General features: G+C 45.2%; 17 protein-coding genes. 3 read left to right on the forward strand and 14 right to left on the reverse strand.

Annotated features, from left to right (window positions below; all coding sequences use genetic code 11):
- Nucleotides 1–16: 16 nt before the first annotated feature.
- Nucleotides 17–367, reverse strand: coding sequence for a YkgJ family cysteine cluster protein (locus H6G03_RS09890; RefSeq protein ID WP_190464164.1), 351 nt, complete (start codon nt 365–367; stop codon nt 17–19).
- A 141-nt stretch (nt 368–508) separates the two neighbouring features.
- Between H6G03_RS09890 and psb30 the strand changes: the two genes are divergently transcribed.
- Nucleotides 509–703 carry a photosystem II reaction center protein Ycf12/Psb30 gene (gene psb30, locus H6G03_RS09895; protein WP_374790688.1) on the forward strand — a complete coding sequence of 65 codons (195 nt, stop codon included), beginning with the start codon at nt 509–511 and terminating at the stop codon, nt 701–703.
- Nucleotides 704–757: 54 nt separating this feature from the next.
- On the opposite strand, the gene H6G03_RS09900 is transcribed toward psb30, so the two are convergent.
- The 8 genes from H6G03_RS09900 to H6G03_RS09935 form a co-directional block, all read right to left on the reverse strand.
- The gene (locus H6G03_RS09900) at nt 758–2,833 is read right to left on the reverse strand and encodes a single-stranded-DNA-specific exonuclease RecJ (RefSeq protein ID WP_190464165.1); all 2,076 of its coding nucleotides are present in this window, start codon (nt 2,831–2,833) and stop codon (nt 758–760) included.
- Nucleotides 2,833–3,258 carry a hypothetical protein gene (locus tag H6G03_RS09905; protein WP_190464166.1) on the reverse strand — a complete coding sequence of 142 codons (426 nt, stop codon included), beginning with the start codon at nt 3,256–3,258 and terminating at the stop codon, nt 2,833–2,835. The genes H6G03_RS09900 and H6G03_RS09905 overlap by 1 nt, the downstream gene beginning before the upstream one ends.
- Before the next feature lie 102 nt (nt 3,259–3,360).
- Nucleotides 3,361–3,798, reverse strand: a complete 438-nt coding sequence (locus tag H6G03_RS09910; protein ID WP_199315234.1) for a hypothetical protein — start codon at nt 3,796–3,798, stop codon at nt 3,361–3,363.
- 7 nt (nt 3,799–3,805) lie between these two features.
- Nucleotides 3,806–4,564, reverse strand: a complete 759-nt coding sequence (locus H6G03_RS09915; RefSeq protein WP_190464167.1) for a CPBP family intramembrane glutamic endopeptidase — start codon at nt 4,562–4,564, stop codon at nt 3,806–3,808.
- A gap of 556 nt (nt 4,565–5,120) precedes the next feature.
- Nucleotides 5,121–6,059: a hypothetical protein gene (locus H6G03_RS09920; RefSeq protein WP_190464168.1), complete on the reverse strand. Its 939-nt coding sequence runs from the start codon at nt 6,057–6,059 to the stop codon at nt 5,121–5,123.
- 136 nt (nt 6,060–6,195) lie between these two features.
- The gene (gene sbcD / locus H6G03_RS09925) at nt 6,196–7,509 is read right to left on the reverse strand and encodes an exonuclease subunit SbcD (protein WP_190464169.1); all 1,314 of its coding nucleotides are present in this window, start codon (nt 7,507–7,509) and stop codon (nt 6,196–6,198) included.
- 97 nt (nt 7,510–7,606) lie between these two features.
- The gene (cysH, locus tag H6G03_RS09930; protein WP_190464171.1) at nt 7,607–8,338 is read right to left on the reverse strand and encodes a phosphoadenosine phosphosulfate reductase; all 732 of its coding nucleotides are present in this window, start codon (nt 8,336–8,338) and stop codon (nt 7,607–7,609) included.
- A gap of 360 nt (nt 8,339–8,698) precedes the next feature.
- Nucleotides 8,699–9,007 (reverse strand): RNA recognition motif domain-containing protein, encoded by a 309-nt coding sequence (locus H6G03_RS09935; RefSeq protein WP_190464172.1) that lies wholly within the window; start codon nt 9,005–9,007, stop codon nt 8,699–8,701.
- Nucleotides 9,008–9,367: 360 nt separating this feature from the next.
- Between H6G03_RS09935 and H6G03_RS09940 the strand changes: the two genes are divergently transcribed.
- Both H6G03_RS09940 and H6G03_RS09945 read left to right on the forward strand, forming a co-directional pair.
- Nucleotides 9,368–9,649 (forward strand): glutaredoxin family protein, encoded by a 282-nt coding sequence (locus H6G03_RS09940; protein ID WP_190464264.1) that lies wholly within the window; start codon nt 9,368–9,370, stop codon nt 9,647–9,649.
- Between the two features lie 31 nt (nt 9,650–9,680).
- Complete coding sequence (locus H6G03_RS09945; RefSeq protein ID WP_190464174.1) at nt 9,681–11,201, forward strand: UDP-N-acetylmuramoyl-L-alanyl-D-glutamate--2,6-diaminopimelate ligase; 1,521 nt, start codon at nt 9,681–9,683, stop codon at nt 11,199–11,201.
- Between the two features lie 67 nt (nt 11,202–11,268).
- Here the strand turns inward: H6G03_RS09945 and H6G03_RS09950 are convergent, their stop codons facing one another.
- The 5 genes from H6G03_RS09950 to H6G03_RS09970 form a co-directional block, all read right to left on the reverse strand.
- Complete coding sequence (locus tag H6G03_RS09950; RefSeq protein ID WP_190464176.1) at nt 11,269–12,069, reverse strand: DUF928 domain-containing protein; 801 nt, start codon at nt 12,067–12,069, stop codon at nt 11,269–11,271.
- A gap of 347 nt (nt 12,070–12,416) precedes the next feature.
- The gene (locus tag H6G03_RS09955; protein WP_190464177.1) at nt 12,417–14,339 is read right to left on the reverse strand and encodes a CHASE2 domain-containing protein; all 1,923 of its coding nucleotides are present in this window, start codon (nt 14,337–14,339) and stop codon (nt 12,417–12,419) included.
- Nucleotides 14,340–14,466: 127 nt separating this feature from the next.
- Complete coding sequence (locus H6G03_RS09960) at nt 14,467–16,881, reverse strand: two-partner secretion domain-containing protein (RefSeq protein ID WP_190464178.1); 2,415 nt, start codon at nt 16,879–16,881, stop codon at nt 14,467–14,469.
- Nucleotides 16,882–17,163: 282 nt separating this feature from the next.
- Nucleotides 17,164–20,421, reverse strand: coding sequence for a two-partner secretion domain-containing protein (locus tag H6G03_RS09965; RefSeq protein WP_190464179.1), 3,258 nt, complete (start codon nt 20,419–20,421; stop codon nt 17,164–17,166).
- A 516-nt stretch (nt 20,422–20,937) separates the two neighbouring features.
- Nucleotides 20,938–24,138, reverse strand: a complete 3,201-nt coding sequence (locus H6G03_RS09970) for a two-partner secretion domain-containing protein (RefSeq protein WP_190464180.1) — start codon at nt 24,136–24,138, stop codon at nt 20,938–20,940.
- Nucleotides 24,139–24,333: the final 195 nt, after the last annotated feature.

The following is a 24,333-nucleotide window of genomic DNA, read 5'->3' on the forward strand; positions in this document are numbered from 1 at the left end:
CCACTCCCCCGCTCCCCTACTCCCCCACTTCTCGGTTAAAGCGGAGCAGTTCCAGGCTACGATCGCCATACACCCCCTCTATCTGTTGAAGGCAACATTCGATCGCAAAATCGTTTAACTCTTCCGCTTCGATGCCGTACATATCCTGAAAAACGTCTGCCTGTACCCGACAAAAGCGCGGACGCTTAGCATAGATGCGACATTCGCGGTTAATCGGGTCAAAATTAATACACCATCCCCCTTCTCCCACCATACTCAGATATAGCTCCAATTCTTCTGGAGATAAATACTCGTCCAAGTCGGGACGGTCTGCCGGATCTAGATGACAGCACGCTCCACACTGCTTTACACAAAGCCAAGTTGCCATTGTTCAACACCTGCTCTCAAGTCTCTGCCAGTCTTGAGCTTAGCGATTTTTCTGCCGCCCCGCTGACTTCACTTTTGTTTATCTTTTTTTATAGTTTTGTGAATTTAATTAAAAAAGAGGTGCGATCGCCAGGTAATATAGATGGCGGATTTTCCAGTACAGTCATTCACTTGTTGGGTAAGTTTGGGAGGAAAAATGGATTTTCTATCTGGGATTCTTAGCCCTATCACCAGCCTCAACTGGGAAGTGATTGCCCAACTGGTTCTGCTGGCACTGATCGTGCTTGCCGGACCTGCGGTAATTGTGGTACTGGCTACTCGCGGCGGCGACCTGTAGAAAACGAAGCGAGTCCAAGGGCGGCGAAAAAGGAGAAGGGGGATAATTTCCCCCTCAAATTTTTCCTTTGGCGATTTCCAAAGCTGTATAAGCTGCATCAACTAAGTGAGAATAAAAAGGTTGGGAAATATCGACCTCTTTGGCTTCTTCCCGGCTATTTCCAAGCAAGCCTGTAGTTTGTCCGATTTCGATCGCCAAAACTTTTCCTTCTGCATTGCGAATTCTTAATTCGTGGGAAGCATCTTTGGCAAAGAAGCCGCAGGTGTAACGTCGCTCTTTGTAGTAAAATTCTGCTTTGAGAGGAAGAGTAAGCGATCGATCGATCGGCACTACGGAAGGTCGCACTCCCACTAATTCCAGTTCAACAGTTTTGTTACCGTTAAAGTTATTTTCCCGCAGTCGGTAGGCGATATCCACTGGGGACGGTAAGGGCAAGTAATCCCCCCATCGCCAAGCGATCGCTTTAATTGTCAAAGACGAACTTTCTTGCGCGAGCGTTAGTTTAACGTGACCTTTGCCGACGATTTGTTGTTCGACAACTCGCACGTTGGGTGAAAAGAAAATAGGTGCGGAGTTTTCGATGCCGCAGGGATGCAGCGCGTCAATTTGCTGGTATAATTCGTAATCTATTCGAGCCAGATCGGTTTTGACATCGATCTTCAGCAGCGGTTTGAGGTGTTCTGGTTGCAGACATTTGTGAGCAAAGATACTGAGACGCGATCGCAATTGGGCTAAATTTTTTGCTGGCAGAGAAAATCCCCCCGCTGCCTTGTGTCCGCCAAACTTTCCTAACAAATCCTCACAGAACAACAAAGCTTCAAATACGTGAAATTCCGGGATTCCCCGCGCCGAACCGCGAATGTGTTCATCTTCTTCGTAAGTACCGATAAACACTGGCACGCCGTAGCGTTCCACCAAGCGAGAAGCTACAATACCGATAACGCCGTGATGCCAGTTAGGTTGAACAACAACTAAAACCCGCTCTTGCTGCAAATCAATTTGACTTTGTTCGCACCAAGCAATTGCTTCCTGTTCGATTTGTTCGCACAATTCTTGACGATGCTTGTTAATTTGTTCGCATTGCATCGCTCTTTCTAGTGCTACCCCCATGTCATCTGTAGTTAGCAATTCAATCACAATTTGGGGGTCGGCAATTCGACCCACCGCATTAATGCGGGGGCCGAGTCTAAAGCCAATATCTTCCGGCTTTAAAGATTTTTGATTTTGGATTTTGGATTTTGGATTAAGTGATTGATAATTGCTAATTGCTGAAGTGGAGTTCTCCCCATTGACTCCGCTTTCCTGCACTCCTGACATTTGAATTAATGCTTGGACTCCGGCTAGCTGAGATTCGGGTAGCATTTGCAAACCGCGTTTTACCCAGCGGCGGTTGACACCGGTTAGAGGTGCCAAATCAGCGATCGTACCTAGTGTAAATAATTCCAGCATCGGCTTTACTAAGCCTTTCGCTTTGCCTAGCTGTTGCGCTAGAGAAACTGCCAAAATATAAGCAACGCCAACTCCAGCCAGACTGCGATATGGTGAGGATTCTGGAATCAATTTGGGATTGAGAATGGCGTCAGCAGGTGGTAGCTGTGGCGGAATGTCGTGGTGATCGGTAACGATAACTTTTATACCCAACTGCCGCGCTCGATCGATCGGATCGTAAGCTGAAATACCGTTATCTACCGTTAAAATTAGCTTGACATCTTCTGTGTAAAATTCTTCTACAATGCGTTTATTTATACCATAACCTTCGCTCATCCGACTGGGAATGGCATAGTCAACCAAAGCACCTAACCAGCGCAGGCTACGCAGCAGCAAAGCGGTGCTAGTCATACCATCAGCATCGTAGTCGCCGCAAATAGCAATTTTTTCTTGATTTTTTATTGCTTTTTGCAATAATTCCAGACTCATCGCCAAATCGGGAAATTCTTCGATTGGCGAAGGCAAAAGTTGAGATTCCGGATCTAAAAATGCTTGTACTTCTGCCGCCGTCTCGATGCCTCGGTTAAGCAATACCTGCGCCAACAATGGGGACAGGTTATTTGCCATCGCTAGTTTTTCGGCTTTTTCTGGCAATTCTGGATAAATATGCCATCGCTGGTTTGGCAATCGTTTATTGTGCATTAGAAAACCAAAACATTACCGGGAATTTCCGTATCGTAGATAGCGCGATCGTCATCATAGTAGCTGCTGGGGTACAAATCTAAGTTGACGGTTTGAGAATTCGGCTTCACAATCTTGCCTTGCAATCCGATTTTTTGTTGATTTGTCCAGTACAGGACAGAAAGACCGTGTTCGTTATTTCTGAGTTTGAATTTAAATCTGCGCCTTTCTTTTGGTTTTATAGTAATTTGGTCGGTGTAGGACGGTATTTCGATTTGAACTGTCTCCGATGTTTGATTTCTTACCTGTAAACTAATCGGCATTTCTGGCTTTAGCGCTTTTCCCGTCTTCAAAAATTTCGGGCCTGCGATCGCTGTACTAAATATTACAACAGGAGTAGCGAACAGAGCAGTTGCTAACAACAGAAAGCGTGGAAGTTTAGGCATAACAGTTGCTACCAAAATTTGGTTTCAAATTTAATACCAACAAGCCATAGTATATAGAAAGTACAGTTTTTTTGATGATTCTGACCAAAAATTTACCTTTTTTTAAAATACAGTAACGCGACCGTCGTTGAGAATGTAGATAGAGCGATCGCCTGGAGGACGACCGCCAGGACGCAACTCGATCCGCAGCGTGTCCTCATCCGGCTTGGAAAGTCTCGTCACCAACGACAGACCCGTCGCATCCCAAAACACCACCGACAAATTCGGTTCCGTTCCCGTCCACCTTTGAAATCTGACCTCCTGTCCCGGTCGCAGGGGAAATGCGTCCGTATCCTGCACCTTTTCCAAAAGCACAATGCTGCTTGTACGGTTGACAACCTGTATATTTACCCGCTGTCCGGGTATAAACCCAAGTGGCGGCGGCGGACACTTGGAAGCGCAAGTACCTGCCAGTGTTAGCTGAGGATGTTCTGCGTAGTTTAGGAAGACCCCAGTTACCACTAGCACCGCCGATAGAAGTTTAGAAATAGAACAAGGCATCGGGACTTCAGGTTAATTTTTCAATGTATAATATAGTTTGAATTATAGCTAGCATATTATTTAATGAATGTAAAAAAATCGGAATGTAAATAGAACCAGTTTTCAGGCGAGCTATTCCAAGTAAAAGACCTAAAAACAAAAGACTAACTATAAAGTATAAATCATATTGTAAATGTATTATTGCCCAAATTAATGCTGTTATTGATATTGCTCCTGTAGCACCCAACTTTGAAGATTTTATTCCCGCAAATAGGAATCCTCTAAATAAAAGCTCTTCAAATAAGGGGCCTATTAACACAAGGGCTAGATAAAAAGCTGGCAAAAAAGAAGCCGTTTTGTATGCCTTTTCCATAAATTCTGGAAATTGAGGCTTATAAAGATACGAAGAAATATAAGATATGGCTAAGTAACCGCTATAAAAAAGCAGCCATATAAAAGCTTCTTTTTTTGTGAATTTTTGCAACCCAAGGTAATTTTCTATTGTTATGTTTTTACGAATTTTGACAAATAAAACTATTAAGCCAATACCCGCAAGAGATGAAATTATCGTGGTTAGCGATAATAAGTTTCCATTGTAAACTAATTCTTTGGCGAAATCTTCATAATTTATCGGAGGGTTTTGGAACATTACGAATATCAGAAAAGCAACAGTCAGTACAATTTGAATAAAAAATACTACTGATAAAACAATACCTGAAAAGCCAATGGTTACCCATAATCCCCAAGGAGTAGGTTTTTTGTCATTGGTTGCTGTAACTTCACTCATAGTGATATTTTTGGATAAAATTTAAATGAAGATGTGAGATTCAAGAACATATCAACTCTTCCAACTGATAAGAGTCTACTAGACTAGCACATCACAATTCACTGCAACTACATTCTGGCGATTTGTTACATCGAAATGTTTTTCTTTCTTATTACATATAGTCTTAATGTTTTTTCGGCTTTATTACCATCTTCTACGATAGCAACAGGTAGATTTAGTAAGTTTGTCATTTTTCTTTTCATAATCGATATTATTTTTTTTATGGTTGCACTAGGGTTTTACAATTTTAGCACACTAAGTACGGCAGAACAAAAAATTTTACACTTGCTCTTCTGTCAAGAAGTGATATTAGCGAGTATGTTCTGCGTACCCCAGCAGAAGAGGAACTGCCATTAGGACGGTAGGGAATAGCGATTTCTTCTTTCTTGCAACCATAACTGTAAATCAAATCCAGTAATCTCAAGAAGATATGCGTAACTATCGTTACCCGACATTATCCTCCATCCACTACTAGCACAAGTGTTTATAGCCTGACGCAAACTATCATTGCGAAGTATTAGCAAGACTGGTCTAAACTCCAGTCTCTAGGTATGCGTTCAGTTCCTATTTCCTTTGAGTATAAATCCAATCGCTCGCGATCGCTCTCCACCATTCCCAGCCAATGTAGTTCAAATTTAGCCGCCCAAACATAATCTATGGCATTAATATAAGGTGGAGAAGTTACAATAGCATCGCACAACCAGTCGCCTGACAAATTTCGCGCATCCGCGAAAGGTAACTCTTCCACATTGTTAATCGATTTTTCCAAAAATGGATGCCATTCAGCTATTGCTTCAACTGCTTTTTCCACATATTGTAAAAAATATCTAAAAACATCCGATCGCGAACGTTTCGGTATCTCTTCAAAACGAGAACGTTTAGCTGCTAGCAGCATTCCATCGTTCATATTTGATGTTTTTCTTACGGTTGACGCAAAGGCCAACCAAAGTATAGGTTGAATTGTGATTTTTGTCGCCTCTATATGCTCTCGAATAATTTCCAGTCCTTCTTGAACTTGTTGTTGAAACCAGAAATCTTTATTGGCAAAGTGAACTGTGTTTGGTGCATATTTCTGATTTTCGGCAGTTTGAATAATTGCTGATGCTGACTGCAAAACTTCGCTAGGTGAAGCAAAAGTGGTTTTGACGCGACAAATAAGACGGCTGAGAGGGTGATAGTCTAGCCAATATACAGATGCTCCATACTTCAGGCTCTCAATTATTGTCGTACCAGATCCAGCGAAAGGGTCTAGTACAGTAAATGGTTTACGCGCATATTTATGTAAAAACCAACGTGGAATTTCAGGAATTGATTTAGCGGGTTGAAAGCCAAGTGAATAAATCTTCAAAGCAGGTTTTCTAGCTACAGAAATAAACACTCCTTCATCTAGGTCTGCTGGAATATCTCCTTCAATATGTAGATATGCAGTTTGTTGATTTTGTACGGCAACTATCATAGGTGTTTGTTAGAAGAGTCTAGAATCAAGCGTTTGGTGCAATTAAGAATGTCCTAACTGACTTTTCATCAGTTGCTATATTATTTACTGACAAACTTAATTTATTACCATTTGTTAGAGCTATTTCCCAGAATAGCTAAAGCAAACGCAACTGACCGTCGGCATTTACCATCGGCATTCGATTAGCTTCCTCCATCTCAGATCCATCTAACCAGGCTTCTGTCTCGTCAGCAAGCAAACTTTGCGCCGCCTCCATCATTTCACTCGCAATATCTTTGAGGTCATCTCGGTTATCTAAATAAGTTTTCAGCGCTGATAAGGGGTCGATGCTAGCGCTAGAACCGAGTTCGGGTAGGCGAGGTCGTGCCAACTGACTGAGTAATTCTGGTTGAATAGTATAGGTGTGGGCGCTACTTAAAGCTGTGTGGAGAGAAGCGGTATCGATTTGGTCTAGTTGTTCGGAACGCAGTTTGTAAATTAGTCGCACTACTGCATCTTCAATATTCTTTTTTGCAATTGCTTTGAGTATGGCAGCTTGTGGGTCGTCTGATTTGGAAACATCTACTTCGATCGTACAAAACGATCGCACCGGTAGAGGACAAAATTCCCACTGAGCATTGCCTTTTTCCAGATGAATCAGCACATAGCCTTTGTCTTCTTTTTCTTCGCTGAAATCTACGCGCTCAATGCTACCTGGATAAACAACTGGCGGGTCGTTAGCGGAGTTGAGATTTTGGTGTTTGTGGACGTGACCCAAAGCCACATAATCAAAACAGGGTCGCGTCAGTAAAGATAGAGGAATTGTAAAACCTTTCCCAACTGCTAGGTAACGTTCTGCTCCCAAGATAGCGCGATCGACCATAATGTGAGCCAGCAGGACAGTCGGTATTTCCGGGTCTAAGCGGCGAATTTCTCCTTCTAGCGCCGGTTCCAAGCGCTTAATCAGTAAATCGTTGACTTCCGCCAGGGAGAGTCCTTCTGTTTCCGGACGAGTCAGCAGTCCCGAACGAGTTAACCACGGAAGAGTAATAACTTGAACAAAACCATTGCGCGTTTGGATGCGGTGCGTTTCTATTTTATCGCCCACCTCAAATCCAGGTACTCCCAAAGTGCGATAAATGCCCAAACTTGCACCCCCCTGACCTTGGGAATGCTGGTCGTGATTTCCCACCAGCATTACTGTGGGGATTTGGGCATCTGCCAAACGGCGGAATTGACTGGCAAAAGCTTGCTTAACATAGGGTGGCGGTGTAGCGTCGGGAAAAGCATCGCCACCGAATATAACTAAATCTACTGGTTCGGAAATTGCTCGATCGATACACCGACCCAGCGTGTTAACAAAATCTTCCAGCCGCGTATTCAAACCTGTTTGTGGGTTAATTCGTCCGTGGGGAAACCCACTTCCCATGTGGATATCGGACAGATGAAGGACTTGGATTGTTTTATTCATTTGTCAAATTTCCGATTTCAGATTTAAAATTGCATATTTATTGAAATTTTAAATCTGAAATCTAAAATTTGAAATTGACCGATTGCCAATCAGCAAATTAAATATGAATTCCGCACTCTGTCTTACCGGTTCCCCGCCAGCGACCGGCGCGTTCGTCTTCGCCTGGGGCTACTTGTGTGGTGATGGGTTCGTCGCCAATGCTGGGATAACCTTGGTCGTGTAGGGGATTGTAGATTACGTTATGCTCGGACACGTAACCCCAGCTTTCTTTGCGCGTCCAGGCTGCGATCGGATTTACCTTGATGCGGTGTTTGATATCTTTTTCAAATATGGGCATATCGGCGCGAGTTACAGCTTGGTCGCGGCGACGACCGGTAATCCACGCCACAGCGCCTAATTCTGACAAACCGCGTTGCAGGGGTTCGATTTTGGTGACGTAGTGGAATTTTTGAATGTCTCTGTCCCAAAGCGCATCGCCGTAAGCGGCTGCAAAAGCTTCGCGGGAGTTGATTTCGGGAACTTTGTAAACCTGGAGATCTAAATTGTAGAGTTTGGCAGCTTTTGCTACTAGCTCCAGAGTTTGGGGAAAATGGTGCAGGGTATCCAGAAACATCACCGGTACGGCCTTTTTGGGCTTGAGTTCGCGGTAGAGAATATCGGTGATTACTAAGTCATCCACGTTAAAAGCACTGGTTTGCACCAGTTTGGTGGGGATATTCGCTACGCACCAAGCCAGGATTTCTCTGGGATGAGCGGATTCAAACCGCTGATTGAGTTCGTCCAGGTCAAGGTTGTCAATTTGTACCGGTGTTTCTAGAGAATAAACCATGCTTCCGTCCGACTTTGCTTTCCTTAACGTCTTCTAAATTTATTGTACCCTGATATGCACGTAATCCGATCGGGTATTGTGCTTTATTATATAACGATCGAATTCACGTGATGCAATTTTAAATGAGTATTATTGCTCAGGGCTTTTCTGGAGTTTATCATATCTGCGGCAAAAATATAAAAAAAACATAAAAATGCCGCCTGGAGGGAGCGGGGGAGTGGGAGATCGATCCCGCCGTTTTTTCAAAAAAAAGCTCAAGCACTTATGCCTGAGCCTTCTCTGCTTAAATTTATTAACGGAGACTGATGAATCTCAACACTGCGAATCTCAACACACTGAGAAGTGGCAAGTCGTTAAAGTTTAGTACCGACGAGAGAAGCTGTTGTTGCTCCGACCGCGACCGCCACCACCAGAGGGACCGCGCTCTTCGCGGGGCTTGGCCTTGTTGACTTTCATGTCGCGGCCCATCCACTCAGCACCATCAAGGGCTTCGATCGCTGCTGCTTCTTCTGCTTCGCTGTTCATTTCCACAAAAGCAAAGCCGCGCAGACGACCTGTTTCCCGGTCGGTCGGTAACTGAACGCGCTTTACAGAACCATATTCTGCAAAAACAGCGCTCAGGTCTTCTTGGGTAACTTGGTAGGAAAGGTTACCTACGTAAATGGACATAGATTATCTCCAAAATCTAAGAGGTGCAGAGGTTGAGATTTCGGAGAGAAGCCTGTCAATACCAAAAGGGAAATGCCCATCAATACTAAAAACAAACGCCACAACCGAATCTTATTACTCAGTGAATATGGTAACACAGCCTTGCGAAATTAGTACAGGAAGAAAATTATTGTTATAAAACGCAACATAGCAAGCTAATCCCGATCTCGGAATGCAGAACAAGCAACTTCTCGATCTGCTCCTAGCAAAGGAATATATAGTTATGTGAACCCTCAGATCGGGGGTGCTACCCAGAACAGCTAAGCCGCCTTAGTTTAAAAATAGCTGATGTCGGCAGCAAGAAGCGATCGAATCAAGCAAATGCGATTAATTTTGTACGGCAAGCCCGGTTGTCACTTGTGCGAAGGCTTGCAAGAAAAGCTCGAACAAGTGGAAAATCTCAAATTCGATCTAGAGGTACGGGACATCACCACTCGTGAAGATTGGTTTGAAGCCTTTCAATACGAAATTCCCGTCCTGTTCCGAGTGCGAGAAGAGCGTAATGGCGTAGAAGAACCAATACCCCGCCCTTCGCCTCGCGCTACGGTGCGGCAGTTGGAGCAAATGTTACAGAAATATTTTGTGAATAATGATTCAGAATAACCGCAATAGGGATATGTGAGGAGTTGATGACATGAAGCTGCGAGAAATATTGGCAAAAGTTTCCAATATTGTGGAGTTGCCCCATGAGTCGGCCCTAGATGTGGAAGTAACTGGGTTGACGACCAATTCCCACGCCTGCAAACCTGGAGATTTGTTTATCGGAATGCCCGGAACGCGGGTAGACGGTGGGGATTTTTGGCCCAGCGCGATCGCCTCCGGTGCGGTAGCTGCCTTGGTTTCTGCTCACGCCGCCCAAAAAGGAGCGGGAGAGCGGGGGAGCGGGGGAGCGGGGGAGAAACCCCTTGTTATTCCGGCAAATGACATGGTGAAAGCTTGTGCGGAAGTGGCGCTAGCTTTTTATGGCTATCCCGGACAACAGCTAGAACTGATTGGGGTAACCGGTACTAACGGGAAAACTACTACAACTCACTTAATTGAATTTTTTCTCAATCAAGCAAAGCAAGCTACAGGTTTAATTGGCACGCTCTATGCTCGTTGGCCCGGTTTTGAGCAAACTGCTACCCATACGACGCCTTTCTCCGTAGAATTGCAACATCAACTCGCTCAAGCTGTAGCTGCTGGCTGCCAGAAGCTGGTTATGGAAGTCAGTTCTCACGCTCTGGCGCAGGGACGGGTAATGGGTTGTCCGTTTGAAGTAGCTGTTTTTACCAACCTGACTCAAGATCACTTGGACTTCCATAAAGATATGGAAGATTACTTCAGTGCCAAAGCACTGCTGTTTAATTCCGATTATCTGAAAGGGCGGGCGATCGTTAATTTAGACGATCCTTATGGAGAGCGGTTAATTTCTCAGTTAAACCGGGATCGAGTTTGGAGTTACAGCGTAAACAACTCCAAAGCAGATCTGTGGACGAGCGACCTGAGCTACGAGCCAACTGGTGTGAGCGGCAAACTGCACACGCCCAAGGGTGAAGTTGCTTTTCGATCGCCCTTAGTAGGTCAGTATAATTTAGCGAATTTGCTGGCCGCAGTGGGAACGGTTTTGCATCTGGGTTTCGATTTGTCTGCAATTGTAGACAAAATTCCTGAATTTCCGGGTGTGCCCGGACGGATGGAGCGGGTACAAATCAATCCCAACCAGGATATCAGTGCGATCGTCGATTACGCCCACACCCCGGATAGCTTGGAGAATTTACTGAAAGCAGCGCGACCTTTTATACCGGGTCAGATGATTTGCGTATTTGGTTGCGGAGGCGATCGCGATCGCACCAAGCGTCCTAAAATGGGTGGGATTGCCGCTCAATTAGCTGATAAAGTCGTTGTTACCTCGGATAACCCGCGTACTGAAGATGCCCAGAAAATTCTGCAAGATATCCTCGCTGGTATTCCAGAGTCAGTCAATCCGACAGTGATATGCGATCGGGCTGTCGCAATTCGCACTGCTATTCTGGAAGCCCAACCCGGAGATGGAGTTTTAATCGCTGGTAAAGGTCACGAAGATTACCAAATTCTCGGTACGGAGAAAATTCATTTTGACGATCGCGAACAAGCGCGATCGGCTTTATCCGAGCGTTTGTCAGCAACAGTCTAAAATAATTATGAGTTATGAGTTTTGAATGTAAAAAATTAACTCATAACTCATAACTCACATTTCAAATTTAGTTCATTACCAACCGTTGTCTTTCTTGCAGTGCCACCTTGCTCAGTCCGGCTTGCTCCAACAGCGACATAAAATCAGCACTGATAGACGGATCTTTTGGGTTAGCTGTGTAGCTGCTAGCTAAATCTTCTAAGGCGTTGTACCAAATGCCTGCTTGAGCGTAAACTCTGGCTTGTTCTCTGAGCGTCTGAGCAGAAGAGTCTCCTGTTTGTACTGCTGCCAATTTTTGAGTTAGATCCGCACTGGGAGAGACGCGCTCGATCCAGCTTTGCACAAATACATTATTAGAAGGGCGATTAGAATCGCAGATTAGAGACACCGACCACCGATATTTTTTACCTGCTTGCAGTTCGGGCAATTCCTTGGGTAGCTGCACCTGCATAATGCCGCTTTTTTCCACCGACATCTGCTGTATGTATAGCGGTTTCGATACTCCCGGTTCGACTAAGGAAAACTGTACCGGTACCGATGTTTTATCTGAGACGTACCATAGAAATGTGGGATGACCGGAGACAGTTTGTCCGTTATGATCGTTAGGAACCAGCAGAGCCACGCCGATCGGTACAGACTGAGTACATCCCCGCGAGCCAGCTCCTACAGTAGTTTTGGGTGTTCCCCGACTGGGGGGATTGTATTGGAACGGAGCATTAGCCCAAGCGATCGAGCTAAAACTCGAACTTAGCGTTGTATTCCGCAACGCCCGATCTACACTCACGTTCGACAAGCCTATCATCGATATGGCAACGATAGAGGCCGTTCCTGCCAATACCGGGGCTAATTTCCGAAGTTTAAGTATCATATCCAGTCGATCCCAGTGTTGAATTTAACAATTACATTTTGCAGGTACAGATATAGGACCTATCCACACAACTGAATAAATCGGTTTTTTGGCGAATGAAAAATGGCTGTAATGAACCATTTTCATTCAAAAGCTGATTTGGGAGCGTAAGTCTTGAGAGAATTGGACACCCTGTAAAAATTAGGCCCCATTTGTAGGGAATTTTCGATCTTTTACCAACATGAATAACTCTTTCTTACTAGATTAGTATACCAAAAGGTAGAAAGCAATTTGTAAACATTTTGTTAAAAGATGCCATTTATACATAAAGAGGATGCAAAAACTGGGATCTTGAAGGGTTGTATTTTTCAATCAAGGAGAACTTGGTAGATAGGAGTCAGCTGTTCTCGACCCTTAAGCTGCGTATTACCTACCAGTTTAGTGGGAAAAGAACCGTGAATGTATCGATAAGTTCCCTCGTCGATCAAAATCCGGCAGATACCGCCGTCGATCGATTTATCGTAACTTTCCAACCGCGCTGCTACGTTAACGCTATCTCCAATCGCTGTGTAATCTAGCCTTTGGGAACTGCCGAGACTGCCAGTAACGATCGTACCGGTGGCGATACCGACACGCATAGCAACGGTGGGGCGTCCTTGGGTTTTCCACAATTCATTCAGTAGTTCTAACGTTGAGCCCATTTGCACAGCACAACGCACGGCTGCGTTGGCGTCATGGGCGATCGCTTCTTCAGTGGTGCGGGGAATGGGAACGCCAAACACAGCCATAATTGCATCCCCAATAAACTTATCGACGACACCGCCGTGAGCTAAGACTAGCTGAGACATCGCCTCCATATATTCGTTAAGCCAAGACATCAGCACTTCCGGGTCGAGTTGTTCCGAGATGGTACTGAAGTTTTTCAAGTCGGTAAACAGCACAGTAGCTGTCACCTTTTGTCCTTTAAGGCGTCCTTCCTTGAGCAAGCGATCGCGATCGTGCCAGATCGCTTCCGCAATTTGGGGAGTTACGTAACGACCGAAGATATTCATCACGATTTTGCGGTCTTTTCGTTCTATATGGGCAATGTATGCCACGATCGCCACAGCAGAAAGCAGCAAGCTGGCGATCGGCGGAATTACGGGTATCCACCAACTTTGCAAAAATGCCAAGTACGAACTCCCCAGCAAAGCTGTGGTAGCGATCGCCAGACTACCGGCAGTCCACCGCCAACTTTGTAACTGCCAAGCTAATGCAGCACCAACGCAAGACCAGAAAAAGATCCATCCACACTCCAGCGCATCAGGCCAACTTTTAATCGGAGAACGCCCTTCCAGCGCCGCACTCAGAATTTGACTGCTTAGATGCGCGTGAATTTCCACACCAGCTGCCCGCTCTTGGAAATTAGTCCGACCGCCACTGTATGGAGTATAAAAAAAGTCATTCAAACTAGCAGCTGTAGGGCCTACAATGACGATGCGGTTGCGGATCTTCTCTGGCGGTACCCGACCTGTCAGCACATCATTCATGGAAACCGTGGCGAAACTGCCTCTTGGCCCTCTAAAATTCAATATTACTTGGTATCCCCCTGCATCTGCCCCCACATAGCTACCGTCGTTAGCTTCAAAAGGAACAAAAACGGTTTTACCCAGCTTCAGAAAACCGTTATCTGCCGCTTGAGGGGTAATGCCTTCCGCTTCTAAATAAAGCATCGTCAGCAGTAGCCCAAAACTGGGGATGGCATTCCGATCTGGTGGTGTCAAAAATAACAAACCGCGACGGATTTTTCCATCACCATCCAATACCACATCATTAGCCCCGACTCTACTTTGCTTGCCCAGTATTGGCGGTGGGGCTACAGAAAAACCGCGACTGTCGCCAACAACTTTCTCAATACCGATTAGGTTCGGTGTGGATTCAAACACTTTAATTAAGGCTTGATGACCGGGTTCTACTGGCAAATCTCGATACAAGTCTAAGCCGATCGCTCTCGGTTGCTGACTTTTTATTTTGTTGAGCAACTCTGCCAATACTTCATCCGGAACTGGCCACTTTTTAATTCCTTGCAGATCGGATTCATCAATACCAACAATCAGGATGCGTTCGTCAATTGGTTCTTTAGGACGCCAACGAAAAAATTGATCGAGCGCCGCCCACTCCGACGATTGCAATAAGCCACTCAAACGTATAATTATAATTAATCCTGCTACAGTAGGAGTGGCGAGCGCAACACCCCGCCATTCCCAAATGTGCTGTTTTAACTTAGGCCAGGATAAGCGCAATTTAGTCATTGGCGATCGAGTGAAGTGACGATAATTTTCGCTCTAATAATTTTTCCATTATTTTTATTTCGTTTACTCAAGATAATTCCATGATATGCTATTTTATTTATTTAAGTATTTGAGCGCACCTGCCATATTAAAATTGACAAATTAAAGTGTTAGCATTGGCAACAACGGCCAATTGAGAGCTTGTTCCTAAAATAATGCTACCATCAGCTAGGATTGCAATTCCTTCCGCTTCCTGAATTGGGTCTTGTTCGCGCCATACACGTAAGGGTAAACTTTGCTGCATTTCAGGACTTTTGCTTGAGCTTACATTTTGAATTCCGATCGAATTGTAATGACTGGTAAGAGTGTCGTAGGGGTTGCTGGGTAAACCGCCTGTCCCGATGAAAGTAAAACTGCTTTGGAAATTCTTTCCACGCGCAACGCAACTGGTTGTTAAAACAGCTTCTGAAACGTCAAAATTATTCAGCAATGGAGCGAAAATATTTGGCACATTGCTATCAGTAGTTCTGACTTGTACTACGCCATTAATTCCATTTTCAGAACTGGCAGTAATAGCGCTATCTGGGGAAATAAAAATTCCTTGACTGTTGATTTGTATATTACCTCCTTGACCGGAGAAAGCATTGGCATTAATTTCGCTATTTTTTTTCACAACTAATGTATTTGTAGAAATAGTAATATTGCCACCGTTACCCGCACCGCCTTCTGTGCCAGCAGTCGCAGATATGAAACTATTCTCGTCCAGTAACAAGAAGTTAGATATGACATTTATATCTGCACCTTCTCCCGTTATTGCTGTTCCTTCAAATCCACCTTCTTTGCCAAGAAAAATATAATCAGCTTTAATATCTAAATTGCCAGTTCTCCCGGTACCTCGACTGCGAACGCTGAGTCTGCCTCCATCTTGAAGAATGAGATTACCAGTATTTACGATGAGATTTCCACCATTGCCTGTAGAGCCAGGCTCGGTAACAGCAGCAACAGAACTGAGAGCCGTACCGTCAGGAGACTTACCAATTAATTCGAGCGTTGACAAAGCATTAATAACGATATCCCCGCCGTTTCCTTGAGAAAACGAACTAGCTGCCAATCCTGCGCCCGATCGCACTGTTAAACGTCCAGTATTTACTTGCAATTTACCAGCATTTCCCGTACCCAAACTGCTGGTAAAAAAACCAGTGAAAACGCGCACAATTGGCGACAGATAAATTGGGTCGCTGCCAATCAGTTCTAGCGACTCGGAAACGTTGGCAAGTAAATTTCCGCCTTCGCCTCCGCCAATAGTAGAAGTTGATAGAATGGCATTATCCCGCGCTCTAAAATTGCGCGTATTTACGGTCAATTTTCCAGCATTTCCGCCATTGCCAACTCCAGTGCCCGTCGCCAAAAGCGATGCGCTCAAATCTATCGATTCTGTAGCATTTACCGTGATATCTCCACCGCGACCTGTGCTAAAAGTGGAAGTAGTAACGTAGGTGCCATTGCGAGCCATGAAATCGCGACTATTAATTATAATATTACCAGCCGCTCCTGCACCAAAGCTGATACTGAAAAAACCGTTTCGGAGACCATCAAGAGTAAGATTTCCAGACACGAACCGTCTAATATTTTCATCATATTCTCCTGTCCCTATCATTTGTAATGATTCAGCAGTATTGGCAATTATTGTGCCGCCGTTATCGCTACCCAAAGTAATAGATATAATGCGCGATCGCTCTTGTAATTCTAAATTTCGCGCCGTGACTTGAATTTCACCGCCGCCTGTACCGCTAGTATCGACAGTTGCTCCATTTAATAGTTGAATATTACCAAAACTTTGAATATCTGAATAGCCTAAAGCAAAACCGAGTTGAGTGGGTGCGATCGACACTTTACCAGAAGTTACGCTGCCTAATTCAATCCGTCCTCCCCTTGTAGTTGGTACGACATTTCCTGCTACTATTGTTAAGGGAATTCCGCCCGCAGTTAAACCAGTTGCTAGGGGATTGTTGCTGCCATAAATCGTGACATCACCGCCCACAAGTGCCAAAGTGTTTCCAGTTTGTACGGCGAGATTTGACCCTTGCACTTGCATTGTACCGGGATGCGATCCACCAAATTGCAAACCAACAGGAACGCTGACAGCCAGTAGCGGTGGAGCGTTGGGTTGAACGGCGCTAAATTCTGTTTTATCTGCGAACAAAATGGTATTAGCGGTACTAGCTAGAAACGAACCGCCGATATTTAGCTGCGCGTTTGGGCCAAAAATAATTCCGTTGGGATTGAGCAAGAAGATGTTGGCGCTGCCGTTGGCTTCGAGCCTGCCATCTATATTAGAAATAGTTTCACCTGTGACGCGAGTAAAAATGTTTTGAATATCGAGAGCGTTGTTGAAAAATGCGCTGCTGTCGGTGGGTATGGAAAATTCTTTAAAACTGTGAAATAGGTTGTTACCTGTTCTAGTTCCTCCCTCGATCGAATGGGTATTGCCTTGTCGGTTAACAATAGAATTAACTGGCAAAGTAGCATCGGGTAGAATTTGTGCTGATAGTCTGTCAGTCAAAAGGCAAAATGTCAAGGGGAAAATAAAAAGGCAAAAAGTTTTAATAACATCTGTGTTCATCTGTGTTCATCTGTGTTCATCTGTGGTTAAATTTAACCTAAATATAACGCCGGAAAATCCAGGATATCGCTTTTAAGTAAGTGGGCGTAAATAAACCAAAAATAATTTGTAGGGTGGGCACTGCCCACCATTAGCTCATCTCAAAGGTTACAGGCATTTTGGTGGGCACTGCCCGCCCCAGGTTTAATTCTGGCTTTGATACTCGCGAGCGAGTCTGAACAACTACTTACAAATTAAGTCATTAGCATTAGCGATCGCATTACCTTGTCCCTCACCACCTATTGCTCTCAGTTGCGCTTGCGTTAGTAGCATTGTCCGTCCATTTGGCGTTACAGCTATCCCCTGCGCTTCCTGAATTGCAGACAGGGGAGTGAGGATTCGGTAATCTCCTATGCCCCTGTACCCCTGTGCCCCTGTGCTTAGACCCTGCACTCCCGCCACAGTATAGCGACCGCTGAGAACCTCGAAGGGGTTGGGAGGTAAACCGCCAGTACCAGTAACGGTGATGCTGTTATTCATCCGCCTACGAACATCGCAACTGTTGGCTAAAAGAGTATCTGCGATCGCAAAATTAGCGGAAATGGGTGCAAAAGCATTCTCTACGTTACCGTTCGGCGTTCTTACTTCCACCGTACCGCTGAGACCAAACTCAGAAGTAGCGGTAATATTGCTACCGGGAGAAAGAAAAACACCGATAGCGTTGAGGTTGATATTACCGCCTTGACCTTGAACCGCATTGGCTGTAATGTTGCTATTTTGCAAGGTAACGATGGTGTCGGTATTGATGATGATATTGCCACCAGTAGCAGTACCAGAAGCATCGGTAACGATCGCACTATTCCCACGCAGCTGTCCGTCATCAGTTTGTACAATGATATTGCCGCGATCGCCCACTGCGGTTCTGGCACTGATGAAACCTTGCCTATCCAGTCGCAACAAACTAGCCGTAATTTCCAGGTTGCCCGCACTTCCGATCCCCAAACTGTCCGCAGCTATTAACCCTCCATTGCGGATAATCAATGTTCCGGCGGTAACGCTCACATTTCCTGCATCTCCGCTTCCCTGAGTGGTACCGGTCAACGCGCTGGGAGTGAAGAGCCCAGATATACCATCTATTGTTAAAGTATCCGTTGCTTTTACAGTTAGCGAGCCGCCCCGCCCCGAAGCAAAAGTGGTGGTTGAGGCATTGGCTCCATTGCTGATTGTCAACCTTCGAGTTGAAATTGTTAAGTCTCCCGCTGGTGCTGGCCCGACGCTACTTGCATTCAAAGCCGTGTCTCCCGGTTTACCGAGAACAAAATATGGGTTGCCGCCAATTAATTGTATAGATTCAGTGGCGTTAATGGTAAGGTTTCCACCGCGACCGAATCCTGCGGTGCCTGTGGATATTATCGCGCCATCGCGCATCGTCAAGTTTTGAGTATTAATCGTTAAATCGCCAGCACGACCAATACTGCCTGGGCCATTTCCATTAGATAAGAGAGAAGCGCTCACTTCCATCGCATCGGTAGCATTGAAGGTCATCTGTCCTCCTCTCTCACCGCCGCCAAAATTAGAAGCCTGCGCCAAAGCACCATCGCGAGCGATAAATCTGCGGGTTTCGATCGTCATATTTCCCGCATTTCCACTACCAAAACTGATCGTAAACAAGCCGTTGCGGAAGATGGACGGAGTTGCAGTGAAACTGCTAATTTGTTCCAGGCTTTCCAGATATTTTCCCGTACCGATTAGCTCTACCGAATCGGTCGCCTTCACTGTCAAGTTTCCCGCTGCGGAAGCACTTGCTGTAGTTGTCGATATCCTCGCTCCCTCACCGACGATTAACCGCCCGGTTTCTACAGTTAAATTACCGCCTGCGCCAGTTGCTCCCTGTTCGACAGAAGTATTTAAGCTGCTGGGAGTTTCTCCATCGGCTGATGTTCCCCTAATATCCACAGAATCGGTAGCTTTTACTGTCAACGTACTCGCGGAACCTGCGCCAGAAGTACCCGCAGATATTTGTCCTCCATCTCGCACGCTTAACCGTCTGGTTTCGATCGCCAAATTCCCCGCATTCCCCAAACTTTCTCTACCGACTGTTGTCTGCAAAGCACTGCCCGTACCCTCCTTATCCGCACCCATCAATTCCACCGATTCAGCAGCGCGTACAGTGAGAGAACCGCCATTACCTTTCCCTTCAGTGGCAGAGGTAATCGCAGCTCCATCTTGTAGAATTAAACTACCCGTTTCAATTATCAAATCTCCGGCATTACCTGTAGAACCGGGCAGTGCTTCAGTTCCTAAAAAACTGCCCAATCCATTCGGATCTACACCTTTTAATTCTACCGATTCGCTGGCGCGTATTGTCAGAGAACCACCATGACCTGCGCCGAAAGTAGAAGAAGATATCAAAGCGCCATTGTCGAGAATTAAATTGCCAGTTTCTACTGTAATATTTCCGGCATTTCCGGTGGAGTTTGGATTGGTTTCTGCTGCCACAAAGCTGTAGACTCCTTGGGAATTGACACCGCTCATGCGGATAGAATCGGCAGCCCGGATATCGATACCAATACCATTTGACGATCCCAAAGTCAATGCTAAAAAGGCACTTCCTTCTCCCAGAGAAAGTTGCCGACTTTGCACTTGAATGCTACCGCCGCCTTCGCCGCTGGTATCGACAGATGCGGCTTTATTTAAGCTGATATCGCCGAAATTATGAATTTCTTGATAACCCAAAACCCAACCAATTTTAGAGGATGTTAAATTTACATTTCCTTCTGTCGCTACGCTTCCCAATTCTATGCGTCCGCTTGGTGCTGTGAGATTACCGCTATCTAATAGAATATCCCTACCAAGAAGTGCCAAAGTTTGACCGGGATTTACTTGCAGTCCGACGGGGCGTTCATCTCTGATGTAAACATCGTCACCATAAGTTTCTGAGTCGATGCTTAAATTATTACCGTTCCCCTGCACAACAATCTGTCCGGGATTTACACCAAATTGCAAACCGATGGGTACGCTAACAGTAAGAAGGGGAGAAGTTTGCGGATTGCTAGCGCTGAATTCGGTATTATCGGCAAATCTGATACTGTTGGCGGTGCTGGCGAAAAAAGAGCCGCCGATATTTAATTGGGCGTTAGGGCCAAAAATTATACCATTGGGATTGAGTAGGAATAAGTTAGCTGTGCCGTTTGCTTTGATTAAACCATCTATATTAGATATAGATCCACCCGTGATGCGGCTGAAGATATTTTGGATATCTAGTGCGTTGTTGAAGAAGGCGCTGCTACCAGTTGGAATAGAAAATTCTTGAAAGCTGTGAAATAAATTGCTGCCTGCTTGGGTGCCACCTTCGATCGTGTTGGTGTTGCCGTTAATTGTAATAGTAGAATTAGTCGGAAGAGTGGCATCGGGTACGATTTGAGCTTGTGTAGCAGATGCGATCGCGCTCCATAAGTATACACAACCAGCCATCCCAAATAGGTGACTAAACTTTATCATAAGTCAAGGATTGAGAATTGGAGAATAGTCTCGATAGCTATTTATACAAAATATCCATGAAGATGCACTTACTATTTAGTAATTATTTTGTCTGAAAACCTGGCGACCTACAGTAGCTTCTGTAAGAAATAGTAATCAGAGTTTACAGGAAATTGGTATTACTAATTATTATATCCTTTTCCCTAAAGTTTGCGGATACGCCATTGGCGTGACGATCGTAGAAACGTATCTAATCTTAGGGTAAGTTAGGCACGGGCGACAACTTCAGCCTTTTGAAGTAATAATTAACGAACTCTGCCTTAAGACAGTATCGCGCAAAACTCTAACATAACAATAGATTTTTATCCAACTATCGGAAATAGGCAATTTTGCTACATATACATTACAACTAATACCAAATCAGGATTAAGTACCAGCTTTTTAAACAAACTACTCTCGACGGGAAGAAGGCAGAAAAGAGAAGACAGAAGACAAAGCGGGCAATCAACCAGGATAGGCTATAATTAAGGACTTGAGTTAGTTACAAATTAAACGATCGGCATTAGCGATCGCATTACCTTGTTCCTCACCGCGTATCGCTAAAAGTTGCGCTTGTGTTACCAGCATAGTCTGTCGATTTGGCGTTACGACTATGCCTTGCGCTTCCTCAATTTGAGGATAGCGACTCGCTGCTGGCAAATTTTCTCTGCTGCTTTGTTCCTCTCCCTCTCTACTGCTGACACCTTGCACACCAGACAAAGTATAGCGACCGTTGAGAACCTCGAAGGGGTTGGGAGGTAAACCGCCAGTACCAGTAACGGTGATGCTGTTAGCGATACCCCTGCGAGTGGCGCAACTGCTGACTAAAAGAGTATCGGGAACAATAAAATTAGTGGAAATAGCTGCAAAAGCATTCTGCACATTGCTATCGGGCGTTCTCACTTCCACCGTACCGCTAACCCCAAACTGAGAAGTAGCGGTGATATCGCTATCGACAGAACGAAAGACACCAGAAGCGTTGAGGAAGATATTACCGCCTTGACCTTGAACGGCATTAGCAGTAATGTTGCTATTTGCCAGAGCGATTAAAGTGTCTGTGTTGATGGTGATATTCCCACCCGTAGCAGCACCGGTGGCGTCTGTGGCGATCGAACTATCGCGACGCAGTTGTGTGCTATCTGTTTGTAAAATGATATTGCCGCGATCGCCTGCTGCCGTTCTGGCGCTAATGGCACCTTGGTTATCTAATTGCAAGAAATTAGCTGCAATTTGCAAATCGCCTGCACTTCCAGTCCCCACACTGTTTGCCGCGATTAACCCACCATTGCGGACGATTAGCCTTCCGGCGGTGATATTTACATTTCCCGCATCTCCGCTTCCTTGAGTACTGCCGATCAAAGCGCTGGGAATCCTGCCCGAAGGTGTTCCTTCTACTACAAGGGAGTCTGTTGCCGTTACTGTTAAAGCACCGCCCCGCCCCGAACCGAAAGTGCTGGTTGCTACAGTTGCTCCATTTCTAACTGTCAACCTTCTGGTCGCGATCGTCAAGTCTCCCGCTGGTGCTGGCCCCAAACTACTGGCAGTCAAGTTGGTGTCCGCAGGTCTATTGAGAATAAAAAATGGGTTGCCGCCAATTAATTCTACAGATTCGGTGGCGTTGACAGTAAGATTCCCACCACGACCGAATCCCGCCGTACCTGTGGAGATTATCGCTCCATTGCGGATAGTCAAATTCTGGGTATTAATGGTTAAATTGCCAGCAGTGCCAATGCTTCCAGGTACATTTCCATTAGATAGCAGAGACGCACTCACATCGATCGAGTCGGAAGCGTTGAGGGTCATTTGTCCGCCCTGTCCGCCACCCAAATTAGAAGCAAGCACCAAAGCACCATCGCGAGCGATCAATCTTCGGGTTTCGATCGTCATATTTCCAGCATTTCCACCACCGAAACCGATCGCAAATAAGCCATTGCGGAAATTAGACACATCTGCTGTGAAACCGATAATTCTTTCCAGATTTTCAACATATCTCCCCGTGCCGATTAATTCGACAAAATCGGTAGCTTTAACAGTCAAGTTTCCTGCTGGTGAAGCACTGGCAGTAGTTGTGGATATCCTCGCTCCTTCCCCTACAATTAACCTTCCAGTTTCTATTGTTAAATTACCGCCTGCACCAGTTGCTCCCTGTTCGACAGAAGTAGTCAAACTGCTGGGAATCATACCATCTGCTGATGTTCCCCTAATATCGACAGCATCGGTAGCGTTGATTCGCAAGATACCTGCTGACCCTGCGCCAGCAGTACCGGCAGATATTTGTCCGCCATCTCGGACGATCAACTGTCTGGTTTCGATCGCTAAATTACCTGCATTGCCCAAACTTACTTCTCGTACTTGTGTTTGCAAAGCGCTAACCGTTCCTTCTCTATCCGCACCGCTCAATTCCACCGATTCAGAGGCGCGTACAGAAAGAGAACCGCCATTACCTGCCCCATCAGTACCAGATGTTATGGAAGCGCCATCTTGCAGAATCAATTTTCCGGTTTCGATCGTTAGATCGCCAGCATTTCCGGTCGAACCGGGCAGCGCTTCTGTTCCTAAAAAGCTGCCCAATCCATTCGGGTCTACACCTCTTAATTCCACTGATTCTGTAGCGCTTATCCTTAAGGAACCTCCTGCGCCAACAGTAAAAGTAGAGGAAGATATCAATGCACCATCATCGAGAATTAATCTATTAGTTTCAATAGAAATGTTTCCAGCATTACCTGTAGAATTGGGATTGGTTTCTGCCGCTATAAAGCTATATACTCGTTGGCTATTGGCACCGCTGATGAGAACGGAATCAGAAGTGCGAATATCAATATTTCCACCTGGTTCTGACCCCAGAGTTAAAGCTAAAATAGCGCTTCCTTCACCTAAAGAAAGTTGCCGACTTTGTATTTGAATGCTGCCCCCACCTTCGCCGCTGGTATCGGCAGATGCAGCTCGATCGAAGTGAATATCGGAGAAATTTTGGCTCTCTGAATAATTCAAGATCCATCCTAGTTGGGTAGCAGCTAGTTTTACCTGTCCTTCTGCGGCTACACTACCTATTTCAATACGTCCGTTTGGTGCTGTGAGATTACCGCCTGCGAGTAATATTTCGCCGCCGATTAATGCTAGAGTCTGACGGGGATTTACTTGCAGTCCAACGGGGCGATCGTCTCTAATATATACTTCTTCACCATAGGTTTCTGAATCTATTTTCAGATTATTACCAGGCCCTTGTACGACGATTTGTCCTGGATTTGACCCAAATTGTAAGCCTATAGGTACGTTGACAGTTAGTAGAGGGGGAACTTGCGGATTTATGGCGCTGAACTCGCTGCCACCACCAAATTTAACGCTATTAGCGGTAGTCGCAAAAAACGAGCCACCTATATTTAAGGAAGCGTTTGGGCCAAAAATAATCCCGTTGGGATTGAGCAAGAATAAATTGGCAGCGCCGTTAGCTTTAATGATGCCATCAATATGAGAAATCGACCCACCTGTGATGCGGGTGAAGATGTTTTGGATATCTGAAGCGTTATTGAAGTAAGCTGTGCCACCTGTAGGGATAGAGAATTGTTGAAAGCTGTGAAAAAGATTCCCTGAGTTTGCAGTTCCTCTCTCAATAATAATGGTATCGCCGTCAATTTTGATGTGGGAATTGATGGGTAAAGTAGCATCCGGGATAATTTGAGCGGCTGAACTAAGTGGCAACAAACTAGAGGCAATTGGAAAGATGATTAAAATTTTAAAAATTTTGAGTAAACGCGACGGTTTGGTGAGATGCACGGTTTCATAACTATTTTGGATATGGGTTTAATTTTACCCTAGTGGCCAATATTTTACCTATATTTCTCCTAAGATAGATATAAAGTTTTTCATATCCAATACCTGGGTTGGCAATATTCT

This window comes from Aerosakkonema funiforme FACHB-1375, assembly GCF_014696265.1.
GTDB classification, from domain to species: domain Bacteria; phylum Cyanobacteriota; class Cyanobacteriia; order Cyanobacteriales; family Aerosakkonemataceae; genus Aerosakkonema; species Aerosakkonema funiforme_A.